Source organism: Nocardia sp. NPDC050712, assembly GCF_040654295.1.
Lineage (GTDB): Bacteria > Actinomycetota > Actinomycetes > Mycobacteriales > Mycobacteriaceae > Nocardia.
In genome coordinates this window covers 1,626,280-1,650,402 of sequence record NZ_JBFAHT010000002.1, presented here as the reverse complement: position 1 = coordinate 1,650,402, position 24,123 = coordinate 1,626,280, and the positions used below count along the sequence as shown (strand labels likewise).

Below are 24,123 nucleotides of genomic sequence, written 5' to 3'. Positions count from 1 at the left end.
CACTGCGGCACAGCGGGATTCACCGCCGGACCGACACCGCCAGCTCACCCAGCTCCACGGATTCGTCGGCCCAGGCGGTACTGGCCGGCAAGGGGCGGTTCGCGATCAGCTCGCGGGCCGCCCGCAGATCCTTGGGCCGGCCGACGGTGATCGCGCCGACCAGCGCCCCGCCGGACAGGGCCAGGGCGGTGCAGTCGCGGGATTCGATCGAGCCGCGGATCACCAGCTCGTCGTAGTCGTGGGTCCAGCCCGCGAATTGCAGGTTCACCCCGTACTGGGTCGACCAGCCCCACGGCACCTCGGTCTCGGCCACCGGCAGGCCGAGCATGGATTTCGCGGCGGCCGCGCCCTGGGCCAGCGCGCTGTTCCAGTGCTCGCTGCGGGTGTGGCGGCCCAGGCGCGGGGTGTAGCGACCGGCCGCGTCCCCCGCGGCGAAAACGCGCGGCGCCGAGGTGCGGTACTGCTCGTCGACCAGGATGCCGTCGCCCAGGTCGAGCCCGGCGGTGCGGGCCAGCGCGGTGTCGGGTTCGGCGCCGATGGCGACCAGCGCCGAGGACGCGGCCCAGGTGCGCCCGTCGGTGGCGGTCGCCAGGACGCCCTGGGTGTCGATCTGCTCGACGCCGGCCAGGAGGACCTCGTTGTCGATGCGCACTCCGTGCTCGGCGTGCAGATCCTGGACCAGCGTCGAGAGTTCCCGCGGCAGAACACGATCCAGGGGAGTGGTGCCCGCGTGCACGAGGTGGACCTCGCCGCCGAGCGCCCGCGCGGTGGCCGCGACCTCGAGCCCGACCAGCCCCGCGCCGATGATCAGCAGCGGCCCGTCCGCGATCGCGGCCCGCAGCTCGGCGATGTCGGCGACCCCGCGCAACGTCCGCACCCGGACCGGCTGATGCTGTTCGAGTCGTCGTGCGCGCGCCCCGGTGGCCAGCAGCAGCCGGTCGTAGTCCAGGCTCGCGCCGTCGCTGAGCCAGATCCGGGCCCGGCCGGTGTCGATATCGGTGGCGGTGGTCCCCACCCGCAGCTCGATCTGGTGCTCGGCCCAGTAGCTCTCGGATTCGAGCAGGCAACGCTCCAGTGCCCGGGTTCCGGCCAGCAGATCCTTCGACACCATCGGCCGCCGGTAGGGTGCGTGCTCCTCCGCGCCGACCAGCACGATCTCCCCGTGGTAGCCCGAGGCCCGCAGCGTCCGGGCCGCGGTCGCACCGGTGACTCCCGCGCCCACGATCACGATCCGTTCAGTCATGTGCGGCTGACCTCGGCCATCTCGAAATCGGTCTTGGCCGCTCCGCAGTCCGGGCAGGACCAGTCCTCGGGGATGTCGGCCCAGCGGGTGCCGGGCGCGATGCCGTCCTCGGGCCAGCCCAGCGCCTCGTCGTATTCGAAACCGCATTGCAGGCAACGGAACAGCTTGTAGTCGACGCTCATCGGGGGTTCCTCTCGGTGGGTTCGAAGTCGACCTTCTCGCGCACGCCGCAGTCGGGGCAGCACCAGTCCTCGGGCACCGCCGACCACGGGGTGCCGGCCGGGAAACCCTCGCGCGGTGCGCCGGTGGACTCGTCGTAGACGTAGTCGCAGACCGGGCAGCGGTAGGCGGCCATCACCGCGCCCCGTACCGGGCGAGCAGTCGCTCGCGCTGGGCTGGCTGGATGTTCACCAGGGTGATGTCGCCGGCGTAGTGGTCGAGCACCCGCTGGTCCATCACCTTGCGCCACAGCGGCGGGAAGTAGGCCAGCCCGATCATGCTGGCGTAGCCGCTGGGCAGGTTCGGTGCGCCGTCCATGCTGCGCAGGGTCTGGTAGCGCCGGGTGGGATTGGCGTGATGGTCGCTGTGGCGCTGCAGGTGGTACAGGAAGATGTTGGTCACGATGTGATCGGAGTTCCAGCTGTGCACCGGCGTGCAGCGCTCGTAGCGCCCGCTGGCGGTGCGCTGGCGCAGCAGCCCGTAGTGCTCGAGATAGTTGACCGTTTCCAGCAGGGTGAAGCCGTAGACGGCCTGCAGCACCAGCCACGGCAGGATCGCGGGCCCGAAGACCGCGGTCAGCGCGCCCCACAGCGCCACTGTCATCAGCCAGGCGTTGAGCACGTCGTTGCGCGGCGTCCACGGGCTCTGCTCGAGCCGGCGCAGGCGCGCCGCCTCCAGCTCCCAGGACGAGCGCAGACTGCCCCACACACTGCGCGGCAGGAAGCCCCAGAAGGTCTCCCCGAAGCGGGCGCTGGCCGGATCCTCGGGTGTGGCCACGCGCACGTGGTGGCCGCGGTTGTGCTCGATGTAGAAGTGGCCGTAAGCGGTCTGGGCAAGGGTGATCTTGGACAGCCAGCGTTCCAGCCGGTCCTTCTTGTGCCCGAGTTCGTGGGCGGTGTTGATGCCGACCCCGCCCATGGTGCCCATGCTCAGCGCCAGGCCGATCTTGGACAGCACGCTCAGGCCGCCGTCGATGCCCAGCCATGACAGGTCCGCCGCGGTCCACAGGTAGCAGGCGAAGGTCAGGCTGGCCAGTTGCAGCGGGATGAAGGCGTAGGTGCAGTAGCGGTAGTACTTGTCGTTCTCCAGCTGCGCCATCACCTCTTCCGGGGGGTTCTGCCCGTCGGGCCCGAAGAACAGGTCCAGCGCCGGCAGCAGCACATAGATCAGGATCGGGCCGATCCACCACCAGACCGGGGCGAGGGTGTGCCAGCCGAGCTGGTTGAACCCCCACACCAGGGCGGCGGCGAGACCGAGCGCGGTGGGCGCCACCAGGCCGAGCAGCCACAGGTAGCGCTTGCGATCACGCCAGGGTCCGGGCGCGGTCACCGAGTCTTCGGGGGCGCCGGTTCGAGAGGTCATGTCGTTCTCCGTTTACACATTCGAGCAATGTGTATTCAGTAGATACAATCGATGTAGAGTTGTCAACGACGGAGTCACATGAGGAGCTGATGTACGATGACCGGCGTGGCCGAAGCCCCCAACTTCCAGACCGAGATGCGCCTGCTCCTGCGCGAACGCATGCTCGACGCCGCCCGCGACGTGGTCGTCACCGAAGGCTGGGGCGCGGTGAACATGTCACGCGTCGCCAAGGACGTCGGCATCAGCCGTCCCGTGCTCTACAAGGAGATCGGCACCAAACAGGCCCTGGCCGACGCGCTCATCGCCCGCGAACTCGGCACCTTCCTGCGCGGCATCGTCGACACCCTGGCCCAGCACCCCGCCGACCCGGTCACCGGCATGATCCGCGCCGCCGAATACACCCTGCGCACCGGCGCGGACAACATGCTGCTCAAAGCCGTGCTCGCCGGGCGCGATAGCAGCGACACCACCCTGCTGCCCGCCCTGGTCACCGAACCCGAACCGGTCCTGGGCCGCGCGCTGGCCGCCCTGCTGCCCGCCATGCGCGCGCAGTACGCCCTGCCCGAGATCTCCGACGACGACCTGGCCGCACTCGCCGAGATCCTGGTCCGGCTCACCCTGAGCCACCTCTTCCAGCCGCTCGGCCCGCGCGAACGCGCGGTCACCCAGATCGAACTGGTCATCACCCAGGTCTTCGCGGCGCTGACCGCGGGGTAGGGCCATTACCTCCGGGGTAATGGCCGCGATACCCAGAACTTCGTAGGGTGCAGTCGTGCACACACTGTCAGCCGGCGACCTGCTCCGGCACTGGCGCCTCGAACGCCGCCTCAGCCAACTCGAACTGGCCGGCCGGTCCGACACCTCCGCCCGGCACCTGAGCTTCATCGAAACCGGCCGCGCCACCCCCAGCCGCGCCATGCTGGCCAACCTGTGCGAACACCTGCAGGTCCCGCTGCGCGAACGCAACCGCCTGCTGCTGGCCGCCGGATACGCCCCCGCCTTCGCCGAACCCGCCCTCGACGCCCCCGAGATGGCCCCCGTGCGCGCCGCCATGCGCAGCATCCTGGAAGGCCATCAGCCCTACCCGGCGCTGGCGATCGACCAGTCCTGGAACATGATCGACGCCAACGCCGGTGTGGCCCTGCTGCTCACCGGCATCGACCCGGCCCTGCTCACCCCGCCGGTGAACGCGCTGCGCCTGACCCTGCACCCCGACGGCCTGGCCGGGCGCATCCTGAACCTGCCCGAATGGCGCGGGCACGTCTTCGCCCGCCTGAACCACCAGCTCGAGGTCACCGGCTCCCCGGATCTGGCCGAACTCGCCGAGGAGCTGCGCGCCTACCCGGGCGGGGCCACCGAACTCGTGCTCCCCGAACCCGACCAGGTGGTGGTCCCGCTGCGCCTGCGCCACGACGGACAGGACCTGAGCTTCCTCAGCGTCACCACGGTATTCGGTACACCGATGAACGTCACCGTCGCCGAGCTCGCGATCGAATCGTTCCTGCCCGCCGACGACGCCACCCGGGCGGCGCTGAGCTGAGCGCTAGGACGCCGTCTTCGCGATCACCCGCTCGGCGAACTTGGACAGATGCTTGATCTTGGTCTCCAGCGGCTCGGTGTCGTGATCCCGGGTGTAAGGACTGCGGAACCCGACGATCACATCGGTGACACCCTTGTCCTCGAGCCGCTTGATCCCGTCCACGGTGAACCCGTCCAGCGAGATCACATGCACCTCGAAATCCTTGCGCGTCCCGTACTCCTCGCGCAGCTTGCTCAGCTTCACCAGCAGCTTGTCCAGCTCCTCGCCGTCACCACCGGCATGCATCCAGCCATCGCAGCGCGCGGCCCGGCGCAGCGCCGGGGCGCTGTGCCCGCCGATCAGGATCGGCAGCGGCTCGGTCGGCACCGGATTGATCTTGATCGGCGGCAGATCGTAGAACTCACCGTGATACTCGAAATACCCGCCCGCACACAACCCGCGCACGATATCGATGCACTCGTCCATCCGCGCACCACGCTTCTCGAACGGCACATCCAGGATCTCGAAATCGTCCGGCCACGGGCTGATACCCACACCGAACCCGAACCGATTACCGCTCAGCGCCGCCAGCGAGGCCGCCTGCTTGGCCACCAGCACCGGCGGGCGGATCGGCAGCTTCACCACGAACGGCGTCACCCGCAACGTCTTGGTCGCCGCCAGAATCGCCGCCGAGAGCACGAACGCCTCGACGAAGGGCTTGTCCTCCAAGAACTCCCGGTTACCGTCCGGCGTGTAGGGATAGGTGGCGTCGGACTCCTGGGGGTAGGCGATGGAATCGGCCACCGTGATCGAGGTGTACCCGGCCTCCTCGGCCGCCTGCGCCAACGGCACGTAGTACTCCGGGTTCGTCATCGCCTCGGCATAGGTGAATCGCAAGGGACAGCCTTTCTGTAGTTGTGCGGACAGCCCGCTCGTCATCGGTCAGTGGGGGAGAACTAGGTCCATGGATTGCGATGCCCCTCGGGGACGAGCCGATCGAACAGCGCGCGCATCTGCGGCGACAACCGCATCAACTCGACATAGGAACCGAGCGGCCCGCCCTCCAGATAGGCGAACTCCATCCCGGCCCCCTCGAACGCCCCGCGCGCCACCACCCGAGACCCCGCCTCGGTGAGCGCCGCGTCGAAATCCTCGGGCACCCACGCCACGTGATGCAGCCCCGGCCCCACCCGCTCCAGATGCTCGGAATACAGGCTCACCCCCGCGCGAGGCTCGATCAGCTCCAGCTGCTGCCCGCCCGCGTACCCCAGCGCGACACTGATCGTGTACTCGGCGGGCGCACCCCGGAGCTCACACAGCTCCGGGCCGAAACGCACGTCCGGGAGGGTGAGCCACTGCTGCACCCCGTACAGCGCACCGAACTCCCGCGTCGCGGCCGCCAGATCGGCAACCACCCAGCAGAGCTGGAAGATCGGACCACGCGCCAGGCTCATCGGGCACCCCCGTGCCGATGGCGGCGGGCCCCCGCGACCCGCCCGCCCACTGCAACGTGTTCTAGATTCACGCCCTCAACAAACCACCCCCGCCCCGGCGGCGTCAAGAGAAAACTGTGATCCGCACTACTGAACGGACCCGCCCCCGGGCTCAGCCCTGCCGCGACCGCCGCGTCAGTTCCACTGTCGCAGCACGCAGTTCATCCATCCCCGACAGCGGCTCGGCATACCCCACCCGCGTCCGCGCCACACCCCGCGGCGTCACCACCCGCAAATCCAGCCCATACCGATCCGCCCGCTCACAACTGGCCGCCGTCGCATCCGGATACCCACCCAGCACCTGCGCCATCGACAGCAACGCATCAGCGTGATCATCGTTCAAATGCGTGATCGCCCCCGCCGCCACCGGCACCACCGGATCCGGAACCGCCGCCGCGTACTGCTCGGCCGACGCCGAATCCATCCGCCCGTAACCACCCACCCAGCGCACCCGATCCACCCCGAGCACCCACAGCGAGAAATCGCTGTAATCGATGTAGTACTGCGCCGCCGGCACGGCCGCCAGATGCGCCGCCCGCGCCGCCGCCAACTCCGCACCCTCCGGCCGCCGCACCACACCCGCCAACGTGATCCGCGTACCCGCCAGCGGATCGTCCGGCAGATCCGGCGCCACCACCGCGATACTCGCCCGCGGATCCGCCGCCAGATTCCGGCCGTGCTCGGCCATCCGCGACACACACAGCACCGGATCACCACCCAGCAGCCCATAGGTCACGAACGACGCCCACGGCGTCCCGTCCTCGCTCAAACTGGCCAGCGTCGCGGTATTCCCCGACGCCGCAACGGTCCTGGCCTCCTCCGCCGCGGACGGGCGAGTGGCGTTCACCACCGGCCCGGTCGGCTGCGGAATCGAGGGCGCATCGCCCGGGTCACCATGATCGAGAGTCATCTACGGTCCTTCTGCCAGTGGTTACGCCGACCACCAGTCTCGCACCGCGCACCACCGGCACCCGCCACCCCCGGCCACCCCGCCCGGAATCGCCGCTGCGCGAACGGCAATGGCACCCATTGCGCGAGCGCGACAGCGGCCGATGGGCGACACTGTGCGGCGTGACCCGATACGCATTCGACGCCGACCGCAACGCTCTCGTCGCCATCTGGGCGACCGGGCGCGGCGACCTGACCGAGACGGTGGCCGTGCTGCCGCCGATAAGTCCGGACCAGGCAACAGGTTTGGCGTCGAATCTGACCACGCTGTCGCGCTTCCAGTGGCGCACCTACACCCATCCCGCCAGCGCCGCCGGCGACCCCGACGTCCCCAACAGCGAAGCCTGGCGCCGGGCCGAGGAACGCCGCAATTTCAAGGACGTCGAAGCCGGGCTGCGGCACCCCAACCTGCCCACCGACCACGGCCTGGTCGTCTCCTACAGCGGCGTCGTCGAATCCGCGCACCGCGTCGGACGGGCACTGCACAGCATCGACGTCGACCAGCTGACCGAGACGATCGTGGGCGAGGTCGACCACGAACAGCACGCCATCGAGAACGCCGAACTCGGCGACCTCTCCGGGCGGGCCCGCCAAGCCGTCGAAATGTCGCGCCCCGACGTCTCACCGGCCCAGGTACAGGCCGCCGACCAGCTGCTGCGCGCCGACCCGCTCGGCTCCCTGGAACTGTTCACCGAACTCGATCCCGCCTCGGCCTCGGTGGCGGCCGCGCACTGGCTCTACGCCGCCGCCGAGGTGGCCGGCGAACTCGCGGGCGTCCCGACCTCAGAGGTCGTGGTGGAAGCCGATGAACTCGAGGCCCTGCAGGTCGATACGCCGACCCTGGTGCTGGAGCGCCTGGTCGCGGGGGAGACCCCGACGGAAGTGGTGGCCGACCTCATCGCCGAGGCCATGGCGGTCTCCGAGGGGCACGTTCCCGCCCCCTGGGCCGTGGTCGCGCGGGTCGCCGAGATCGAAGAGCAGGCCCGCAAATACGACGTCGACAGCGCGACCCGGGCCGCCCTGCTGGCCGAGTTCCGGATCAGCCGGCTGGATCCAGTCCGCCCCGCTCTGGACCTGCTGGAAGACCTGCTCGACGGCATCCGCGGCTGCATGCTGCTGTACACCGCGCACGGGCTAGGGGAGGAGACCGAGCTGGAGGAGCGGTTCGCCGACGACATCCGGGCCGAAGCCGACTCGCATCCGGAACAACTCTTCTGACGGTGGCGATGGGATCTGCGATCCCATCATCTTGACTGTCAAAAAACATCCCAGTTTGTAGATATGCGCATCTAACTATGTGAGCCCTGACCTTAGGAAAGGTCACCACAACTACCTCCCGAACTCTCCCAAAAGACCTCAATGAAGAGGGGAGGGGTTGCCGCCTGGCATGCTTACAGCAGGGGGAGCGCCCGGTACCGTCGGCGGTCGGAAGTCGTTAGGGGAGTAGCGGAACCGGCCGGCGCCAGAGCGGGATAGGGCAGGGCTTGCCGGTTTCGAGGTGAGCGCTGTCGGCTCTCCGCCTTAGGACACAGCGAAACTAGATGCCCAAATCGCCCTATGCGAATCTATGCATTGAACTGATTACCTCGTCACGCCGCTCCCACAGGATCTGAAGTCCTAAAGACAAGCATTGACGCCCAGGGGAGGCGTCAGGGCTGCTGCGTGATGCAGTACCAGAGCACGCCCATCGTCCCGAGGACGAAAAGCGGTGACAGCACCCAGGTCTCGACCTTGTTCCCGGTGCGCTCGATGATCGGCAGCCGCACCCGCAGGTCGAGCGGCCAGAACAGCCGGCAGCCGCGGTCGGTCAGGCAGTCGCCCAGGATGTGGGCCAGGGCGCCGAGGCCTACGCAGAACGGCAGCCAGGCGGGTTTGGCGGCGATGTAGTGATCCATGACGAAGGTGCCGGAGGCGGCCAGGACGATGACGGTGCCGTAGGTCCGGAAACTCTCACCCGGCGGGCACAGGTGCAGCGCGCGGACGGCGAGGGCCAGCAGGAAGAAGGCCAGGGCGAGGGTGAACGGGCGGCCGAGCCAGTGCACGCCGGCCCAGGTCGCGTAGGTCGCGACGGCGACGAACAGCAGGGAGTGCGTGCCGCGCCGATGTCCGCCGGAGAGCTTGCTGATGAGCACGCACAGGAAGTACGAGACCGGCCCGAGTACGTGGGCGATCGAGCTCTTCGGGTGATCGGCGTCGGGGAGGAGTGCGGCGCCCGCGGTCAGGAATACGCCGAGCACCAGCTCTACCGTGCCGATATGGCCGGTCGCGTCCTGTAATGCGGGGTAGCTCAACACGGTTACGGGCAGCAGCGCCGCTGCCCCCGACCAGGCGAGCGCGCCGCTGGTCGCATGAGAATGTCCAAGCACCCGTCAACGTTAGTTGAACGGGCAACTATTCCATAGCGGCGGGAACGCTGAATACTGTTGTGCCACAGTAGGATACGGCTCAGTTATCAAGATCACTTAGAAAGGCCTCAGATGGGGGACGCGCCGACGAGCGGTTTCCCTCCGGCGTGTCGACCCCGGGTGATGCACTGCGGCTGGCATGCTTTCGAGATTCCTACGTTCGATTTGCCTGGCTCCGTGTGATTCCGTCGACTTCAGGAGAACTCGGCTATGCATCGTGTGCGTTCGATACGTCGTCTGGCCGCCGCGGCGGCCGCCAGCGCTTTACTCGTCCTGACCGCCGGCGGCCACGCCGCGGCCGATAGGGAAGTGGCGGTGGATTGGACCTCCGCCGTGCAGCACCTGCGGACCGCGGCCGCCGGTAATCCCGCCGCCGTCGCGGCGGTGGACCGGCTCATCGCCTCCCAGCAGTGGCAGGGGCTGAAGAACTCGGCGCTGCCCGCGCAGCCGTTCCAGATTCCGGCGCAGTCCGATATCGGCCGGGGTGCCGGCGCGGGCGTGTACGGCTCGGGCATCGCGCTCGATACCGACGGCTTCCGGATGGGCTTCTTCGGTGGCCCCGGCACCATCTCGCCGAATCAGGCGGGCGCGAAGATGGAAGTGATCTGGTACAACCTCTCCAACGGCCGCAGCGCCACCGAGCTGCTCTCCGAGCACAACGACGTCCCGGTGGACACCACGATCCGCAGCCGGGTCCTGGATACGGGCCCGGGCATGATCGTGGCCGCGGTCTACGGCTCGCTGTGGCATCGCTGGTCGGTCCCGGTGAGCGAGGCCAACCCGGACGGTTTCCAGTACCAGCTCGGCACGATCTCCATCCCGTCGTTCGGCGCTGTCTACAACTGAATCCCTACACACAACGGCCGCACGGGAGTCTCCGTGCGGCCGTTGTGCTGTCCGGGTCACTGCGCCGGGCTGGAGTTCTTACGGTGAGTGGCGTGGAAGCGCGCCTTCTTCTGGCGATTGCCGCAGGTGTTCATGTCGCACCATTTGCGGGTGCGGCTCTGGCTGGTGTCGAAGAAGGCGGCCCGGCAGGTGGGTGAGGCGCACAGGGCCAGTCGTCCGTCGCGTTCGCCCGCGAGGATGCTGATCACGTCGGCGGCGATCACGCCCAGGGCGTCTTCTACGCCGGAGGCCGAGCCGAGCCGCCATTCCCGGGTGTTCTCGGGGGTCAGAACAGCTGCCGCGTGGCCCTTGATGCTGCGCTCGTTGATCACCTGGACAGCAGAGGCAGGGGGAGCGGCCTGGGTCGCGGCCGCCGTGGCGGCGGCGTGAATCGATTCCCGTAGTTCCCGGGCCAAGTCGAGCTGGGCGGTGGTGCAGGAGTCCACGGCCAGGCCGCTGACCGCGAGCCAGTCGACGAGGCGCTGCGGGGTGGGAATGCGCTCCACGGGGTCGCCGGCGCGTTCGGTCAGGGTCGCCGTGAAGCTGGTCGCCAGCACGCTACCGAGGCGGAATTCGGGGTGGTCGGCACGCATGGAACCACCTTAGCCGGTTGCATGTCCGGACGGCGGCGTGTTAGAACCGTCTTAGATGGTTCTTTTGATGGACAGGAGATCTCATGCCCCTTACCAGCGACGTGCAAGCATTCGAATCCCACGCGACCGACGCCGAACTCGACGATCTGCGCGCCCGGCTGGCCGCGGCGCGACTACCGGAGGCCGAGACGGTCGCGCACGGCCCGGACCGATGGGGCCAGGGCGTCCCGCTCGCCGATCTGGTCGAGGTCGTGAACTACTGGCGCACCGGATATGACTGGCGGTCGTTCGAGGAGCGCCTGGACCGGATCGGCCAGTTCCGCACGACCATCGACGGTCTGGGCATCCACTTCCTGCACCGCCGATCCGCCCGTGCGGATGCCACGCCGCTGCTCATGACACACGGCTGGCCGGGGAGTATCGCCGAGTTCATCGATGTCGCCGACGAGCTGGCGGATCCGCCGGAAGCAGGCGCGCCGGCGTTCCACGTCGTGATCCCGTCGCTGCCCGGTTTCGGTTACAGCGACAAACCGACGACGACCGGCTGGGGGACCGAGAAGATCGCGGCCGCCTGGGTGGAACTGATGGGCAGGCTCGGCTACGACAGGTTCCTGGCGCACGGCGGTGACTGGGGCGGCAACATCACCACGGTGCTGGCGGGCAGGTTCCCGGCGCACGTTATCGGCGTCCACTCGACGTTCGCGGAGGCGCCGCCCGGGCTGTCGACGGACGGCCTGACGGCGACCGAACGGCAGTGGACCGAGGAGACCCACCATTTCTGGCGCCATCGCGCGGCCTACGCGAAGCAGCAGGCGACCCGTCCGCAGACCATCGGCTATGCGCTGGTCGACTCGCCGGTCGGGCTGCTGGCCTGGATCCTCGACAAGTTCGCGGAGTGGTCCGATACCGAGGACAGCCCGTTCGAGACGATCTCGCTGGACCGGGTCCTCGACGATGTCACCCTGTATTGGCTGACGGGGACCGGTGCGTCGGCGGCGCGTATCTACTACGAGAGCCATAACTCGCTGGATCCGGACCTGCGGGTCGAGGTCCCGGCGGCAATCACCATGTATCCCAGAGACATCGAGAAGACGCCGCGGCCGTGGGCGCAGGAGCGGTACCGGCGGATCGTGCACTGGCGCTCACCCGATGCTGGAGGACATTTCCCGTCGCTGGAGGTTCCGGAGTACTTCGTGCACGACCTGCAAGAAGGTCTCGGGGCAGTGCTGAGCGCCACTAGTTGACATAATGTCGATTATCGGTTGAAGAACGCCGCCGTAAAAGGGGTGCCGCGGTCACCGAATGATCTTGATGTATGCGTCGCTCCGCAAGCATGGCTGGACGCCCCGGCGGCTTCGGAACCCCCGCGGCGTCCGCGGTGCAGTCGATGCATGCACTGATCTGCTCCGCGTCATTTACTGCCAGATGGAAATATTCCTGTCAAATCTGCTTCAGGCAGTAATTTCTCTATATCGGCACTTCTGTGCCCATTTACCCCTTCTGCCCCAGGGTCCAACCACCCTCCGTCAATACGTCACTGTGACGGAAAGGTGGTGGGCTCCCGGGGGTCTCGAGGGTCAGCGGATGGTGCCGGCGCCTGGAATCAGCGGCAGATCCAGCGCGGTGACCCAGCCCGGCGGCAGGTCGTTGACGGCGGGCACGGCGTTGAGTGCGCGCAGGCCGGTGGCCAGGCAGCCCGCGACCGCCGGGGTGCGGTGGGAGCCGTCGGTGAACCGGAACGAGGTCTCCTGGGAGATCGACGGTGAGCCGAGGATGTCGACCCGGTACACGTCGTCCTGGGTGCCGGCGGGCCAGTCCGGTGCGGCGTCCAGGCCGATCCGGTTGACGTGCTCCAGGGTGATCACCTCACGCCCTTGATAGATCCCGTTGATGGAGAACTTGATCGCGGCGACGGTGCCGGCCTTGACGACGCCTTTGACGGTGGGCCGGTCGGTGGGTGTGACCCATTTGTCCCAGGTGGTGGTGATGTCGTCGAGTTCGATGCCGGCCGCGGCGGCGATCATCGGCACGGTCGCGCCCCAGGCCATGACGAGCATGTCGGGGTGTTCGAGCAGGGCGGTGAATTCGGGTGGGTGCCCGATGCCCATCTCGAATTCGTAGTCGCCTTCGTATTCGGTGTAGTCGAGTAGTTCCGAGGCGCGTACCGAGGTGACTTCGCCGCACAGGCCCATCAGGGTCATCGGGAACAGGTCGTTGGCGAATCCGGGGTCGATGCCGGTGGTGAAGCAGGAGGCGCCGCCTTCGGCGCAGGCCTGGGTGATGGGGTCGCGCCAGACGTCGGGGACCTGTTTCATGTGCGGCCAGACCCAGGGTGTCATCGCGGTGGAGCAGACGTCGATGCCGGCGCGCAGGAAGGAGCCGATGACGCGGATGTTCTCGTCGGCGACGGCGGCGGTGGGCCCGTAGTGCACGACGGCATCGGGCCGGGTGGCGATCAGTTCCTCGACCGAATCCGTGGCCAGGATGCCGGTTTTCGGGCCGCCGCACAGGTCGCCGGCGTCCTTGCCGACCTTGTCGGGGTTGGAGACGCCGACGCCGACGAGCTCGAATCGGGGGTGGCGCAGGATTTCGGTGAGCACCATGGAGCCGACGACGCCGGTCCCCCACAGCACGATGCGCTTCTTGGTGGTCATCGGTGGAACTCCCCGCAGTCGACGGTCAGCATTTGCCCGGTGACGGCCGTGGCGAGGTCGCTGGCCAGGAAGAGGGTGGCGCGGGCGACTTCTTCGGGTCCGGCCAGGCGTTTGAGGTCGGTGGGTTCGGCTTTCTGCCGGTAGATCTCGGCGTGGTCGACGCCGGCTTGGCTGGCGAGCCAGTCGAAGTAGGCCTTGTTGATGTCTTCGTAGACGTAGGAAGGTGCGACGCTGTTGACGCGGATGCCGCGTGGGCCGAGTTCGGTGGCCAGGGAGGACGCGAGGTGTTGCAGGGTGCCCTTGGAGAGTTTGTAGCCGGAGAATTCGGGTTGGGAGCTGTAGGAGACGCAGGAGTTGAGCATGATGATCGAGCCGCGGCTGGCTGCGAGGGCGTCGGCGAACAGGGCCGAGAGGCGCAGGGGCGCGTAGACGTTGGTTTCGTTGACGGCGCGCAGGGCGGCGAGGTCGATCTCGGTGATGGGGTTCATCGGGGGGATGGCGAAGGCGTTGTTGATGACGCAGTCGATCCGGCCGAATTCGGCGACGGCGCGTTCGACGAGGTCGGTGCGCTGTTGTTCGTCGGTGATGTCGGTGGGGATGACGGCAGCTTTGGCGCCGAGGGCGATGACTTCGTCGGCGACTTGGCGCAGGCGTTGTTCGGTGCGGGCGACCAGGATGAGGTTGGCGCCCATGCGGGCGGCTTCGGTGCTCAGGGCGTGGCCGAGTCCGGGGCCGACGCCGGAGACGACGATGACCTTGTCCTGTAGTAGCGGCACCGCCCGGTAGGTGTCGGTGAGTGTGGTGGGGACGGCTGACACGGCTCCTCCTCGAAGTCCGTAGCAGTTACACGCTGTAACGACTTTGTTGTGACAGACTGTAACGACTGCTGCCCGCCCTCACAAGGACGAGATTTCGTGACCTCACGCCCCCGGCTCGGCCCCCGTCGCGACCCCGCGGTCGATACCGCGGTGCTGGAGGCCGCGCGTAGTCTGCTGGTCGAGAACGGTTATGCGGCAACCTCGATCGACGCGATCGCGGTGCGCGCGGGGGTGAGCCGGCCCTCGATCTATCGGCGCTGGCCGTCCAAGGCGCATCTGATCGCGCAGGCGGTGTTTCCCGATGTCGGGATGGCGAATACGGCGGCCGATCTGACCAGTGAGATCCGCAAGGTCATCCGGGGCACGATCCAGTTGTTCGGTTCGCCCGAGACTCGTGCGGCGATGCCGGGGTTGATGACCGAGATGCGGCAGGACGCGACCCTCTACGAGAAGTTGTCCGCCCGGTTGGACTCCCCCACGCGTGCCGAATTGGGTGAGTATCTCGCGCCGGAGCGGGCCGGGTTGGATCCGGATACGTTGCTGGACACGATCGCCGGTGCGGCGTTGTTCGCGATGTGTATTCGCGATATCGATGATCTGGAGGGTTTCGCCGGGTCGCTGGAGGATCTGCTGCTCTACGGCATTCTGGGTAAGCGTCCGGACTGAGGCGGTCGTTTCGCCGCGTAATCGGTTACCGGCTGGTACTTTCACCTGAGCTGGGCGGATGTCCAGGTCGGGGCGGTTTCCGTTGGAGGGTCATGAAGAAGCGATCGTGGGCGCTGTTCGCCTGTGCCGCTCTGGGTTTCGGGGTGCTGGCGCCGCCCGCAACGGCCGCGCCGTCGTTCACCGAGTATGTGGCGCTGGGTGATTCGTGGGCCGCGGACGTGACGCTGAATCCGTCCATGCTGACCACCGAGTTCACGCCCGTGTCGTGCCTGCAGAGCAGTAGCAGCTACGCCCGGCAGGTGGCGCAGGCGCTGGCGGTGCCGGAGTTCCGGGACGCGTCCTGCGGTGGGGCGATCACCGAGGACATGACGCGCCCGCAGGTGTCGAAGACCTCGACCGGTAATCCCCCGCAGTTCGACAAGCTCAGCCCGGCCACGGATCTGGTGACGGTGCTGATCGGCGGCAACGACGCGGGCCTGGCCGCGGCGGTGATGAACTGCGTGACCGTGGACGCGGCGGCGACGCCGTGCCTGAACACCTTCACCGCCGGTGGCGGCGATCGGATGTCGGCGGCGATCGCCGAGGCGGAGCCGAAGGTGGCGGCGGTGCTGCAGGGGATTCGCGAGCGCGCGCCGCGGGCTCGCGTGCTGTTGCTGAACTACTTCGAGATCGTCGGTGTCGAGGGTGGGTGTTTCCCGGAGATCCCGATCTCGGATGCCGACGCGATCTGGCTGGGGTATCGGCTGCGCGAGTTGAACGCGATGCTGGCGCGGGTGGCGCGGGCCGCCGGTGTGGAGCATGTCGATACCTATGCGGGTAGTCACGGGCACGACGCGTGTCAGGCGCCGGGTGTGCGCTGGGGTGAGGGCTTGGTGCCGTTGTCCAGTGATCCGGCGGGGCCGGCGGTGCCGTTCCATCCGAATCAGCTGGGTGCCGATCATCAGGCGCGCAGTGTGCTGGCGGCCCTGGGCCGATAGTCGCCGCTCCCCCGTATTCACCTGCCCCTCAACGTAATACGTCACAGTGACGGGTGAAGATCCGCCTACGGGTGGATCAACCGTCTGGGTCACGCGGGGTAGCCTGGATTGGTGAGCTCGACTACTGTCGCCCGCCAGTGCACGCTGTGTGAGGCCCACTGCGGAATTCTGGTCACCGTCGAGGGCCCGCAGGTGCGCCGGATCGAAGGCAATCCCGACGACGTCCTGTCCAAGGGCTACATCTGCCCCAAGGCCACCGCGATGGGCGGGCTGCACCACGATCCCGACCGGCTGCGCACCCCGATGCGGCGGGTGGGCACCGAGTTCGAGCCGATCGGCTGGGACGAGGCGTTCACCGAGATCGGGCAGCGCTTGCGCGCGGTCCGGTCCGCGCACGGGCCCAGCGCGATCGGCATGTATTTGGGCAATCCGGCCGCGCACAGTGCCTCGGTGGTCTACGGGGCGCTGCTGCGCGCGGTGCTGCTGACCAAGAACTTCTTCACGGCGTCCTCGATCGATCAGTTCCCGCAGGAGTTCGCGGCCTGGCAGATGTTCGGGTCGAATGTGCTGATGCCCGTGGCCGATATCGATCGCACCGACCGGCTGGTGATCCTGGGGGCGAATCCGGCGGTGTCGAACGGGTCGATCACCACGATGCCGGGGGCGAAGCTGCGCATCAAGGACGTGCGCACGCGCGGGGGCAAGGTCGTGGTGATCGATCCGCGTCGCACCGAGACCGCGCGCCTGGCCGACGAGCATGTCGCGGTGATTCCGGGTGGGGATCCGTATCTGCTGCTGGGGATGCTGCACGTGCTGGTCACCGAGGAGCTGTGTGACGAGCGCGCGATCGTGAAGCAGTGTGCGGGGTGGGCCGAGATCCGGGCGCTGGTCACCGAGTTCCCGCCCGAGCGGGTCGCGCCGCTGGCCGGGGTGCAGGCGGAGGTGATCCGGCGGCTGGCGCGTGAGCACGCGGCGGCGGAGTCGGCGGTGCTCTATGCCCGGCTCGGGGTGTGCCTGCAGGTGACGGGCACGCTCACGCAGTGGCTGGTCAATGTGGTCAACGCTGTCACCGGGAATCTGGACCGGGTCGGCGGGCAGATGTTTGCCACTCCGCCCATCGATGCCCCGCGGGTCGGCAAGTATCTGCCGATGGGTCACGGTGCGTGGACCGACAGTTCGGGGCGGTTCAAGTCGTTCCGTTCGGAGTTGCCGGTGGCGGCGCTGACCGAGGAGATCCGCAACGGCACGATCCGGGCGATGGTCACCTACGCCGGTAATCCGGTGCTGTCCACGCCGAATCGCGGTGAGCTGGACGCGGCGCTGGACGGGCTGGATTTCTATGTCGCCGTGGACATGTACGTCACCGAGACCACCCGCCACGCCGACATCATCCTGCCGCCGATCTCGCCGCTGGAACGCGAGGAGGTCGATGTGCTGTTGCCGGTGTTCAGTGTGCGCAACAATCTGCGCTACAGCGCGCGGGTCTTCGATCCGCCCGCGGGCAGTCTGGAGGATTGGGAGATCCTGGCCCGGCTGGTGACCGAGTTGCTGCCGCTGCCCGCGCGTGGGCTGAGTACCGGTGTGGTGCGGCGGCTCTTCGATCAGGTGAGCCCGATGCGGTTGTCGGCGCTGGGTATCGCCACCGGCCCGTACGGGCTGCTGCGGCGGGGGTGGAAGGGGTTGACGATCGCCGCGGTGCGTGACAGTGCCGGCGGTGTCGACTTGGGGCCGTTGCGGCCGCGCCTGCGTCAGCTGATCGGCACCAAGGACCGCAAGGTGCGGCTGGCGCCCCCGGATTTCGTGACCGCCGCGCGGGCGCTGCTGACCGAGCTCCAGCACGATACCGGTGACGGTTTCGATCTGCGCCTGATCGGGCGGCGGCATTTGCGTAGCAACAACTCCTGGCTGCACAACGTGCCCGCCATGGTCAAAGGCAAGGACCGCTGCACGGCGCTGATGCATCCCGAGGATGCCGCCGCGCGCGCTCTCACCGACGGCGCGCCGGTCACTGTCGCTTCGAAGTCGGGCTCGATCGTGGTCCCGGTCGAGATCAGTACCGACATCCGTCCCGGCACCGTCGCCGTGCCGCACGGCTGGGGCCATCAGGAACCCGGTGTCGGCTGGCAGTTGGCGGCCTCGCTGCCGGGCAAGAACGTCAACGCCCTGCACGATCCCGCGCTCACCGATACGTTCTCCGGGGCCGCGGCGGTCAACAGCACCTGGGTGCGGGTGCAGGCGGTGTCCTGACCTGGGTTCAGTCGAGGACCAGCAGGTTCCAGGTGTCGCCGCCGTCGCGGGTCAGGTACAGGCGTTCTTCCCCGTCGGGCGCGGTCCCGATGTAGGGCAGGACGACGAAACCGACTCGGGGCGTGAAGAATGCGCCGTGGGTCACGTGCGGGTTGCCGTGCAGGCCGCGGGTTGCGGGCGGGGCGAGGGTGGTGGTCCAGGTGCGTCCGCCGTCGTGGGAGGTGCGCAGGGCGGTCCGGGTGTCGTCGGACGGGTCGGTGATCGCGACGACGAGATCCTCGGTGGTGGCCGCCGCGGTCAGTGCCGCGGGTAGCACGCCGCGGTGGGTGAAGGTGTCCCCGGCGTCGGTGGAGACGAACAGGTGGTGTGTTCCGAAGGCGATGTCGTCCTCGGCGCGGGGAATGCAGGAGATCAGCAGCGCGGAGATGTTGGGCGCGAACAGTTTCGGGCGGTGGCGCTCGGGACACGGTAGCGCCCAGCTCGACCAGCGGCCGTCGATCAGGCGCGCCTCGCGCCCGGGTGCCGCGCGTCGGGTCGGGGAGTCCAGGCCGCCGCCGAACCAGGTCGTCGTTCCCGCGCGCACCATGCCGAACTCGTGGGACCGCGACCGGTACTCGTCGGCGTCGACCGGCACCCGCAGCGGCTCCGACCTGGTGAAGTCGTCGGTGCCGACCGGGCCGGTGACGACGAACATCTCCCCGGAGTAGGGGTCGAAGAACGGCACCTGCACGGTGCCGTCGGCGACCACTACCTCCGGGAGGTACTCCCACAGCCGGACGCCGGGTAGCAGCACCCGCTGCCAGTGCTCGCCGCCGTCATGGGTGGACCACAACTCCGAGAGCACCGCGCCCGGGGTCGGCGGGCGGTAGGTGGCGAACCAGTTGCGGGAATCGGCGAACACCAGCCCCGAGGGCGGGAACGGCAGTGCCGGCGCCCGGCGCCAGCTGCGGCCGCCGTCGGTCGTGTGCCGGATCTCGATGCACTGCCCTGTGCAGCCGGCCGGTCGGCCGAGCACCCAGCCTTCGTCCTCGGAGACGAACTGCACCGACCCCACCCCGAACGCGGACGTCTCCTCGAGGATCGTGTCGCACCCCGTCACACTCAGCGCCGCCACCAGGACGCAGCCGAAGATGTTGCCCCACCGCGTCATTCGAACCCTCACCGTCACTCGCGTATCGGCGGTCAGCGTATCGGGCACCGCGCGCGGATCTGTGTGCGGAATGTGGAGATCGCGGGCGGAAATCGGTGCGGTGCCCGCCAGGTACCGTTGGGCGGTGAACCCAGCCGATGCACGACTGCTCCACGACGGTGATCTCGAGACCCGCGAGGAGAATCTGCGCCGCCTGCTCACCCGGGCCGAAGACGGCGACACCTCCGCCAAGGAAACCCTGCGCGCGCTCGTGCGCGACTATCCCGACTACCACCGCACCCTCTACAGCCGGGCCCTGAACCGTGCCGAGGTCTTCGGCGACGACACCTTGAAAGCCCCGCTGCTCGCCGCACTGGCCGACACCCGCTACAACTGCCGGGCCTGGGCGGCGATGGGTTGCGCGGAACTCGGCTTCCACGACGCGGTCCCCGGGCTGCTCGCCCTGCTCGACCACCCCCAGGAGATGGCGCGCGAGCAAGCGATCCTCGCGCTGGGTGAACTCGGCGACGAATCGGTGGTCCCCGCTCTGGCACCCTTCCTGCACGACTCGATCGGCTACATGCGCGAACGGGCCGCCGAGGCCCTGGGCATGATCGGTGGCGAGGCCGCCCTGGCCGCGCTGTGGGACGAATTCGAGCACCGCCGCTACTTCCGCATCGGCTACATCGCCAGCGCCCTGTCCACCTTCGGCCCCGCCATCCTGCCGCGGCTGATCGAGGCCGCCGGCCGCGACGATCCGGACCAGCGCTACTGGGCCGCGGTCGCACTCGGCTCCACCGGCGACGATCGTGCCGTGCCCACCCTGGAACGGTTGATGGCCCACGACCGCGGCGCCACCGTCTTCGACGGCATCGTCGGCGTCGCCGCCAAGAAGGGGCTGCGCACCCTGCGGCGCATCCAGGCCGCGATCGCCGCCCGCGAATCCTGAATCGCCGGATTCGGGCCGGCGCAAGGCAACGCAAGCCCGGCGCAAGGGCCGTGCAATCCCGGCCGCGCATCGTCGTCACCGAGACGAGGAAAGGGAAACATCATGACTCCTTCGGTAACGATCATCGGCGCCGGACTCGGCGGCCTCACCCTGGCCCGGGTTCTGCACGTGCACGGCATCGCGGCCACGGTCTACGAGGCCGAGGACTCGCCGACCGCCCGCGCGCAGGGCGGCATGCTCGACATTCACGACTACAACGGCCAGCTGGCCGTGCACGCGGCGGGTTTGACCGCGGAGTTCGGTGCGCTGGTCCTGGAGGGGCGCCAGGCGATGCGGATCCTGGACCCCAGCGGCACCGTCCTGATGGACAAGGCCGACGACGGCACCGGTGGCCGCCCGGAAGTGCTGCGTGCCGAACTGCGTCGGTTGCTGCTGGATTCGCTGCCCGAGGGCACGGTCCGCTGGGGCCACAAAGTCCGTGCGGCCCGCACCCTGACCGAGGGCAGCCACGAGGTGAGCTTCGCCGACGGCACCTCCGTAGTCACGAATCTGCTGGTCGGTGCGGACGGCGCGTGGTCGCGGATCCGCCCGCTGCTGTCCGACGCGGTCCCCGAATACGCGGGTGAGGCCTTCGTCGAGACCTACCTGTACGACGCCGACACCCGCCATCCCGCCGCCGCCCGAGCCGTCGGCAGCGGTTCACTGCTGGCACCCTCGCCGGGCGCCCAGATCCACGCCCACCGCGAACGCGGCGACACCCTGCACACCTATGTGGTCCTGACCCGGCCGCTGGACTGGTTCGCCGAGATCGACTTCACCGACACCGCCGCGGCCACCACCCGCATCGCGCGCGAATTCGACGGCTGGGCACCAGAACTCACCGCCCTGATCACCGAGGCCGACACCGCACCGGTGCTGCGCCCGCACTACACCCTGCCCCTGGGCCACCGCTGGGCGCGCGTCCCGGGCGTCACCCTGCTCGGCGACGCCGCCCACCTGACCGCCCCCAACGGCGAAGGCGCCAACCTGGCCATGCTCGACGGCGCCGACCTCGCCCAAGCCCTGGCCGCCCACCCCGGCGACCTCGAAGCCGCCCTGTCCACCTACGAACACACCCTGTTCCGCCGCAGCACCGAAATCTCGGTCGAGGCCGCCGAATTCTTCGCCGAACTCGCCGCCTCCCCGGAGAACATGGTCGCCGCGCTGGCCGACCCCGGACAGAACGGCTGAACCAGCGTCAGGGGGTGGTTTGGTCGACGCGGGTGCCGTTGATCCAGGGTTTGGGGTCGGCGAGGAAGGGAGTGTCGCCCAGGCGGTCCAGGTCGTCGAAGAAGGCGAGGGTGGTGCGGGTGGCGGCCGGGGTGGTGCCGGTGGAGACGAAGGCCGCCTGTTCGGCGTCCAGGGCGCGGGACAGGGATTTGTCGGTACCGAAGTAGATGGCGCGTTTGGCCTCGGCGACGACGACGGGATTGCGGGCGGCCAGACGGGCTGCGGTGGTGCGGGTTTCGGTGAGCAGCTGCTCGGGGTCGACCAGGTGGTGGATCAAGCCGAGCCGGTGGGCTTCGGCGGCGGAGATCGGCGCGCCCTCCAAGGTGAGCTCGATGGCTTTGGCGGCGCCGACGAGCCGGATCAGGCGCTGGGTGCCGCCGCCGCCGGGGATCAGGTTCGCCAGCGATTCGATCTGCCCGAACCGCACGTGCTCGGCGTCGGCGGCGTAGCGCAGGTCGCAGGCCAGCGCGATCTCGTGACCGCCCCCGAGAGCGGGACCGTTGATCGCGGCCAGATAGACCACCCCGGACCGGTTCATCCGCAGCGTGGTTCGCTTCCACCGATAACCCCACACCAGCCCCGCACCCAGACCGCCCCCGACCCGTTCCACCGCGTCCGCGGCACCGGGGATCCGCAACGCCAGCGTGCCTGCCCGCAGCAGCGGTGCCGCGACCCGCGCCGGCACGAACGGGTGCGGCAGTTCGATCATGCCGGTCAGTGCGCGCGGGTCGGCGTGGGTGAGGAACCGCCCGGGCAGTCCCCCGGTGAGCACCACCGCCCCGACACTGGTGTCGGCGTCGACGGCCGCGGTGAGCCGATCCAGATCCCGCACCACCGCGGTGGTGACGAAGTTCAGGGGCGGGGCGACGATGGCGGCGGTCACGACCCGCCCGTCCTGTTCCAGCTCGATGGTGTCCAACGCGAGGTCGGCGGCACGGGTCATCGCGATCTCCTCTGACGGGCGGCGGGGTTGCCGAACCGCTTGCCCAGCAACCGATTCGGCCCGCACATGGGTTGATGCCACGGTAACCGTTCGCGCCGCACCCGTCTCTGGTCGCCTGCACAGACTTTCCCCGCCCGCTTGGTCGCGGCCGGACCTTACTTTCGCCAGAACAGGTGGTGTGTGACACCGCTCGAGCTGGGCACGACATCCTGGTGGAACCGGTCGGTCAGCTCGTCGGGGGACTCCCACAGCCGGGCCCCGGAGCCGAGCTTCGTCGGCGCGACCGCCACATGCAAGGTGTCGATGAGGTCGGCCTCGAGGAACGCCCGGATGATCGTGGCGCCACCGCCGAGCCGGACGTCGCGGCCCTGCGCGGCCTGCTCGGCCTGGGCGAGTACCGCGGCCGGGTCGTCGTCGACGAAGTGGAATGTGGTGTCGGAGAGCGTGAACGACGGGCGCGGGTGGTGGGTCATGACGAACACCGGCGTGTGGAAGGGGGGCTCGGCACCCCACCATCCCTGCCACTCGTGGTCCTGCCACGGTCCGCGCTGCGGCCCGAACTTGTTGCGGCCCATGATCTCGGCGCCGATATTGCGGGAGTCGTCCCGAGTGATGTAGTCGTCCAGGCCTCGGCTACCGGGCTCGGCGCGGCTGATGGGCGGGTGGTCGGTGGCCAGAGCCCAAGCGAGCAGGTCGCCCGGATCGGCATGACCGAACGGCGTCTCCAGGCTCTGGCCCTCGCCGGCGCCGAACCCGTCGCTCGAGACGGTGAAGTTCTGGACCCGCAGCAGCTGGCTCATCTGGCTCCTCGTGCGTCGTACTTTCTGATCATCTGACGAACGGTAGACCGGCCGGGCCGGGAAAACTCATCGCCGGACAGCGGACATTGCCGACAGGTTGCCGGCGTGTTCATCGGGTGGCGGTGGCGTAGAAACCGCGCAGTTCCTCGACCGCGTCGTCGAGCGGGGCGGTACTGCGCTGGACGCGACTCAACGCGATGGCGCCCTCGACGGCGGCCACGGTCAGGGTCGCCAGGCGTGCGGCCCGGTCGGCGGGGAAGTCGTGACGGACGAGCAGTCCGGCCAGGGCGCGGTGCCAGCGGGCGAAGATCTCGGTGGCGGCGTCGGCGAGCTCGGGGGTGTCCTCGGTGGTTTCCACGGCGATGGCGAAGACCGGGCAGCCGGCACGGTAATCGCTCTCGCGCAGGGTCCGCCGCCACAGGGCGGCGAACTGTTCCAGGGCCTGGGCGGGATCGTTGTCGCGGGTCAGCTGCTCGATGAGCTCGCTCATCACCCCGCCTGCCGCGCTGACCGCGTCGCCGAGGAGCTGGGTGCGCCCGCCGGGGAAATGGTGGTAGACCGAGCCGCGCGGGGCGCCGGTGGCGGCGAGCACCCGGTCGACGCTGGTTCCGCTGACGCCGTGCACGCGCAGGGAGTCGATGGCGCCGGCGATCATCGTCTGCCGGGCGTCGGGCAGGCGCGGGCGGGCGGGTCCGGTGCGGGGTCTGGCTGCCACCCCGCCATTCTATGGTGCCCGCCATAACCCGGGTCGGCGGCCGCGGATTATCGCGGGCGGCGATACCCATAAATCCGCGCGGGTCAGCCGCCTATTTTTCTTTCGGGTCCGAAAAAGTGAAACAGATCACGTTTTGCTGGAGATTAACTCCATGTCCGCACAGTGCGGAATGACACGAAAGGAAAGTTCCATGATCATCGAGCTTCTCATCGCAGGAATCGTATTTGTGGCAACCGTCCTGGCCTCTGGGCTTTGGATCTTCTTCTGAGCCCAACGCGCGGCGGCCCGG

At 68.7% G+C, this 24,123-nt stretch carries 25 protein-coding genes; 10 read left to right on the top strand and 15 right to left on the bottom strand.

The window, feature by feature from the left end; genetic code table 11:
* Positions 1-19: 19 nt before the first annotated feature.
* From AB0H76_RS18555 to AB0H76_RS18540, 4 genes are read right to left on the bottom strand one after another with little or no spacing between them, the layout of a single operon-like run.
* Positions 20-1,243 (bottom strand): FAD-dependent oxidoreductase, encoded by a 1,224-nt coding sequence (locus tag AB0H76_RS18555; RefSeq protein ID WP_357324923.1) that lies wholly within the window; start codon positions 1,241-1,243, stop codon positions 20-22.
* Positions 1,240-1,425 carry a rubredoxin gene (locus AB0H76_RS18550; RefSeq protein ID WP_357324920.1) on the bottom strand — a complete coding sequence of 62 codons (186 nt, stop codon included), beginning with the start codon at positions 1,423-1,425 and terminating at the stop codon, positions 1,240-1,242. Before AB0H76_RS18550 ends, AB0H76_RS18555 begins: the two co-directional genes overlap by 4 nt.
* Entirely contained in the window at positions 1,422-1,598 is a 177-nt protein-coding gene (locus AB0H76_RS18545; RefSeq protein ID WP_357324917.1) for a rubredoxin, read from the bottom strand. Before AB0H76_RS18545 ends, AB0H76_RS18550 begins: the two co-directional genes overlap by 4 nt.
* A complete protein-coding gene (locus tag AB0H76_RS18540; RefSeq protein WP_357324915.1) occupies positions 1,598-2,824 on the bottom strand; it encodes an alkane 1-monooxygenase in 1,227 nt (408 codons plus the stop codon). The genes AB0H76_RS18545 and AB0H76_RS18540 overlap by 1 nt, the downstream gene beginning before the upstream one ends.
* 105 nt (positions 2,825-2,929) lie before the next feature.
* Between AB0H76_RS18540 and AB0H76_RS18535 the strand changes: the two genes are divergently transcribed.
* Both AB0H76_RS18535 and AB0H76_RS18530 read left to right on the top strand, forming a co-directional pair.
* Positions 2,930-3,541 (top strand): TetR family transcriptional regulator, encoded by a 612-nt coding sequence (locus AB0H76_RS18535; protein ID WP_357324913.1) that lies wholly within the window; start codon positions 2,930-2,932, stop codon positions 3,539-3,541.
* A 55-nt stretch (positions 3,542-3,596) separates the two neighbouring features.
* On the top strand, positions 3,597-4,364 hold the full coding sequence (locus tag AB0H76_RS18530; protein ID WP_357324911.1) for a helix-turn-helix transcriptional regulator: 768 nt from the start codon (positions 3,597-3,599) through the stop codon (positions 4,362-4,364).
* A gap of 3 nt (positions 4,365-4,367) precedes the next feature.
* Here the strand turns inward: AB0H76_RS18530 and AB0H76_RS18525 are convergent, their stop codons facing one another.
* The 3 genes from AB0H76_RS18525 to AB0H76_RS18515 form a co-directional block, all read right to left on the bottom strand.
* The gene (locus AB0H76_RS18525; protein ID WP_357324908.1) at positions 4,368-5,240 is read right to left on the bottom strand and encodes an LLM class flavin-dependent oxidoreductase; all 873 of its coding nucleotides are present in this window, start codon (positions 5,238-5,240) and stop codon (positions 4,368-4,370) included.
* Positions 5,241-5,299: 59 nt separating this feature from the next.
* On the bottom strand, positions 5,300-5,797 hold the full coding sequence (locus AB0H76_RS18520) for a VOC family protein (RefSeq protein ID WP_357324905.1): 498 nt from the start codon (positions 5,795-5,797) through the stop codon (positions 5,300-5,302).
* Positions 5,798-5,948: 151 nt separating this feature from the next.
* Complete coding sequence (locus AB0H76_RS18515; RefSeq protein WP_357324902.1) at positions 5,949-6,746, bottom strand: DUF2470 domain-containing protein; 798 nt, start codon at positions 6,744-6,746, stop codon at positions 5,949-5,951.
* 161 nt (positions 6,747-6,907) lie between these two features.
* Here AB0H76_RS18515 and AB0H76_RS18510 point away from each other — a divergent pair, with 161 nt between their 5' ends.
* A complete protein-coding gene (locus tag AB0H76_RS18510) occupies positions 6,908-8,002 on the top strand; it encodes a hypothetical protein (protein ID WP_357324900.1) in 1,095 nt (364 codons plus the stop codon).
* 431 nt (positions 8,003-8,433) lie between these two features.
* Here the strand turns inward: AB0H76_RS18510 and AB0H76_RS18505 are convergent, their stop codons facing one another.
* Positions 8,434-9,150: a metal-dependent hydrolase gene (locus AB0H76_RS18505; protein WP_357324897.1), complete on the bottom strand. Its 717-nt coding sequence runs from the start codon at positions 9,148-9,150 to the stop codon at positions 8,434-8,436.
* Positions 9,151-9,399: 249 nt separating this feature from the next.
* Between AB0H76_RS18505 and AB0H76_RS18500 the strand changes: the two genes are divergently transcribed.
* Positions 9,400-10,035 carry a hypothetical protein gene (locus AB0H76_RS18500; RefSeq protein WP_357324895.1) on the top strand — a complete coding sequence of 212 codons (636 nt, stop codon included), beginning with the start codon at positions 9,400-9,402 and terminating at the stop codon, positions 10,033-10,035.
* 56 nt (positions 10,036-10,091) lie between these two features.
* On the opposite strand, the gene AB0H76_RS18495 is transcribed toward AB0H76_RS18500, so the two are convergent.
* Positions 10,092-10,667: a CGNR zinc finger domain-containing protein gene (locus tag AB0H76_RS18495; RefSeq protein WP_357324891.1), complete on the bottom strand. Its 576-nt coding sequence runs from the start codon at positions 10,665-10,667 to the stop codon at positions 10,092-10,094.
* Positions 10,668-10,750: 83 nt separating this feature from the next.
* Here AB0H76_RS18495 and AB0H76_RS18490 point away from each other — a divergent pair, with 83 nt between their 5' ends.
* The gene (locus AB0H76_RS18490) at positions 10,751-11,911 is read left to right on the top strand and encodes an epoxide hydrolase family protein (RefSeq protein ID WP_357324888.1); all 1,161 of its coding nucleotides are present in this window, start codon (positions 10,751-10,753) and stop codon (positions 11,909-11,911) included.
* Between the two features lie 333 nt (positions 11,912-12,244).
* Here AB0H76_RS18490 and AB0H76_RS18485 read toward each other — a convergent pair whose 3' ends face one another.
* Positions 12,245-13,321, bottom strand: coding sequence for a dihydrodipicolinate reductase (locus AB0H76_RS18485; RefSeq protein WP_357324886.1), 1,077 nt, complete (start codon positions 13,319-13,321; stop codon positions 12,245-12,247).
* Positions 13,318-14,139 carry an SDR family oxidoreductase gene (locus AB0H76_RS18480; RefSeq protein WP_357324883.1) on the bottom strand — a complete coding sequence of 274 codons (822 nt, stop codon included), beginning with the start codon at positions 14,137-14,139 and terminating at the stop codon, positions 13,318-13,320. Before AB0H76_RS18480 ends, AB0H76_RS18485 begins: the two co-directional genes overlap by 4 nt.
* Before the next feature lie 96 nt (positions 14,140-14,235).
* Here AB0H76_RS18480 and AB0H76_RS18475 point away from each other — a divergent pair, with 96 nt between their 5' ends.
* From AB0H76_RS18475 to AB0H76_RS18465, 3 genes are all read left to right on the top strand, one after another.
* Positions 14,236-14,805 carry a TetR/AcrR family transcriptional regulator gene (locus tag AB0H76_RS18475; protein ID WP_357324880.1) on the top strand — a complete coding sequence of 190 codons (570 nt, stop codon included), beginning with the start codon at positions 14,236-14,238 and terminating at the stop codon, positions 14,803-14,805.
* Positions 14,806-14,897: 92 nt separating this feature from the next.
* On the top strand, positions 14,898-15,782 hold the full coding sequence (locus tag AB0H76_RS18470; RefSeq protein ID WP_357324877.1) for an SGNH/GDSL hydrolase family protein: 885 nt from the start codon (positions 14,898-14,900) through the stop codon (positions 15,780-15,782).
* A 111-nt stretch (positions 15,783-15,893) separates the two neighbouring features.
* Positions 15,894-18,029: a molybdopterin oxidoreductase family protein gene (locus tag AB0H76_RS18465; protein WP_357324874.1), complete on the top strand. Its 2,136-nt coding sequence runs from the start codon at positions 15,894-15,896 to the stop codon at positions 18,027-18,029.
* Between the two features lie 7 nt (positions 18,030-18,036).
* On the opposite strand, the gene AB0H76_RS18460 is transcribed toward AB0H76_RS18465, so the two are convergent.
* Positions 18,037-19,179: a hypothetical protein gene (locus tag AB0H76_RS18460; RefSeq protein ID WP_357324872.1), complete on the bottom strand. Its 1,143-nt coding sequence runs from the start codon at positions 19,177-19,179 to the stop codon at positions 18,037-18,039.
* 124 nt (positions 19,180-19,303) lie between these two features.
* On the opposite strand from AB0H76_RS18460, the gene AB0H76_RS18455 reads away from it, so the two are divergent.
* Both AB0H76_RS18455 and AB0H76_RS18450 read left to right on the top strand, forming a co-directional pair.
* Positions 19,304-20,107, top strand: coding sequence for a HEAT repeat domain-containing protein (locus tag AB0H76_RS18455; protein WP_357324870.1), 804 nt, complete (start codon positions 19,304-19,306; stop codon positions 20,105-20,107).
* Positions 20,108-20,209: 102 nt separating this feature from the next.
* On the top strand, positions 20,210-21,337 hold the full coding sequence (locus AB0H76_RS18450) for an NAD(P)/FAD-dependent oxidoreductase (protein ID WP_357324867.1): 1,128 nt from the start codon (positions 20,210-20,212) through the stop codon (positions 21,335-21,337).
* Positions 21,338-21,344: 7 nt separating this feature from the next.
* On the opposite strand, the gene AB0H76_RS18445 is transcribed toward AB0H76_RS18450, so the two are convergent.
* The 3 genes from AB0H76_RS18445 to AB0H76_RS18435 form a co-directional block, all read right to left on the bottom strand.
* The gene (locus tag AB0H76_RS18445; protein ID WP_357324864.1) at positions 21,345-22,319 is read right to left on the bottom strand and encodes an enoyl-CoA hydratase-related protein; all 975 of its coding nucleotides are present in this window, start codon (positions 22,317-22,319) and stop codon (positions 21,345-21,347) included.
* 155 nt (positions 22,320-22,474) lie between these two features.
* Positions 22,475-23,119, bottom strand: coding sequence for a dihydrofolate reductase family protein (locus AB0H76_RS18440; protein WP_357324861.1), 645 nt, complete (start codon positions 23,117-23,119; stop codon positions 22,475-22,477).
* Between the two features lie 109 nt (positions 23,120-23,228).
* On the bottom strand, positions 23,229-23,834 hold the full coding sequence (locus AB0H76_RS18435) for a TetR/AcrR family transcriptional regulator (protein ID WP_357324858.1): 606 nt from the start codon (positions 23,832-23,834) through the stop codon (positions 23,229-23,231).
* Positions 23,835-24,123 lie beyond the last annotated feature (289 nt).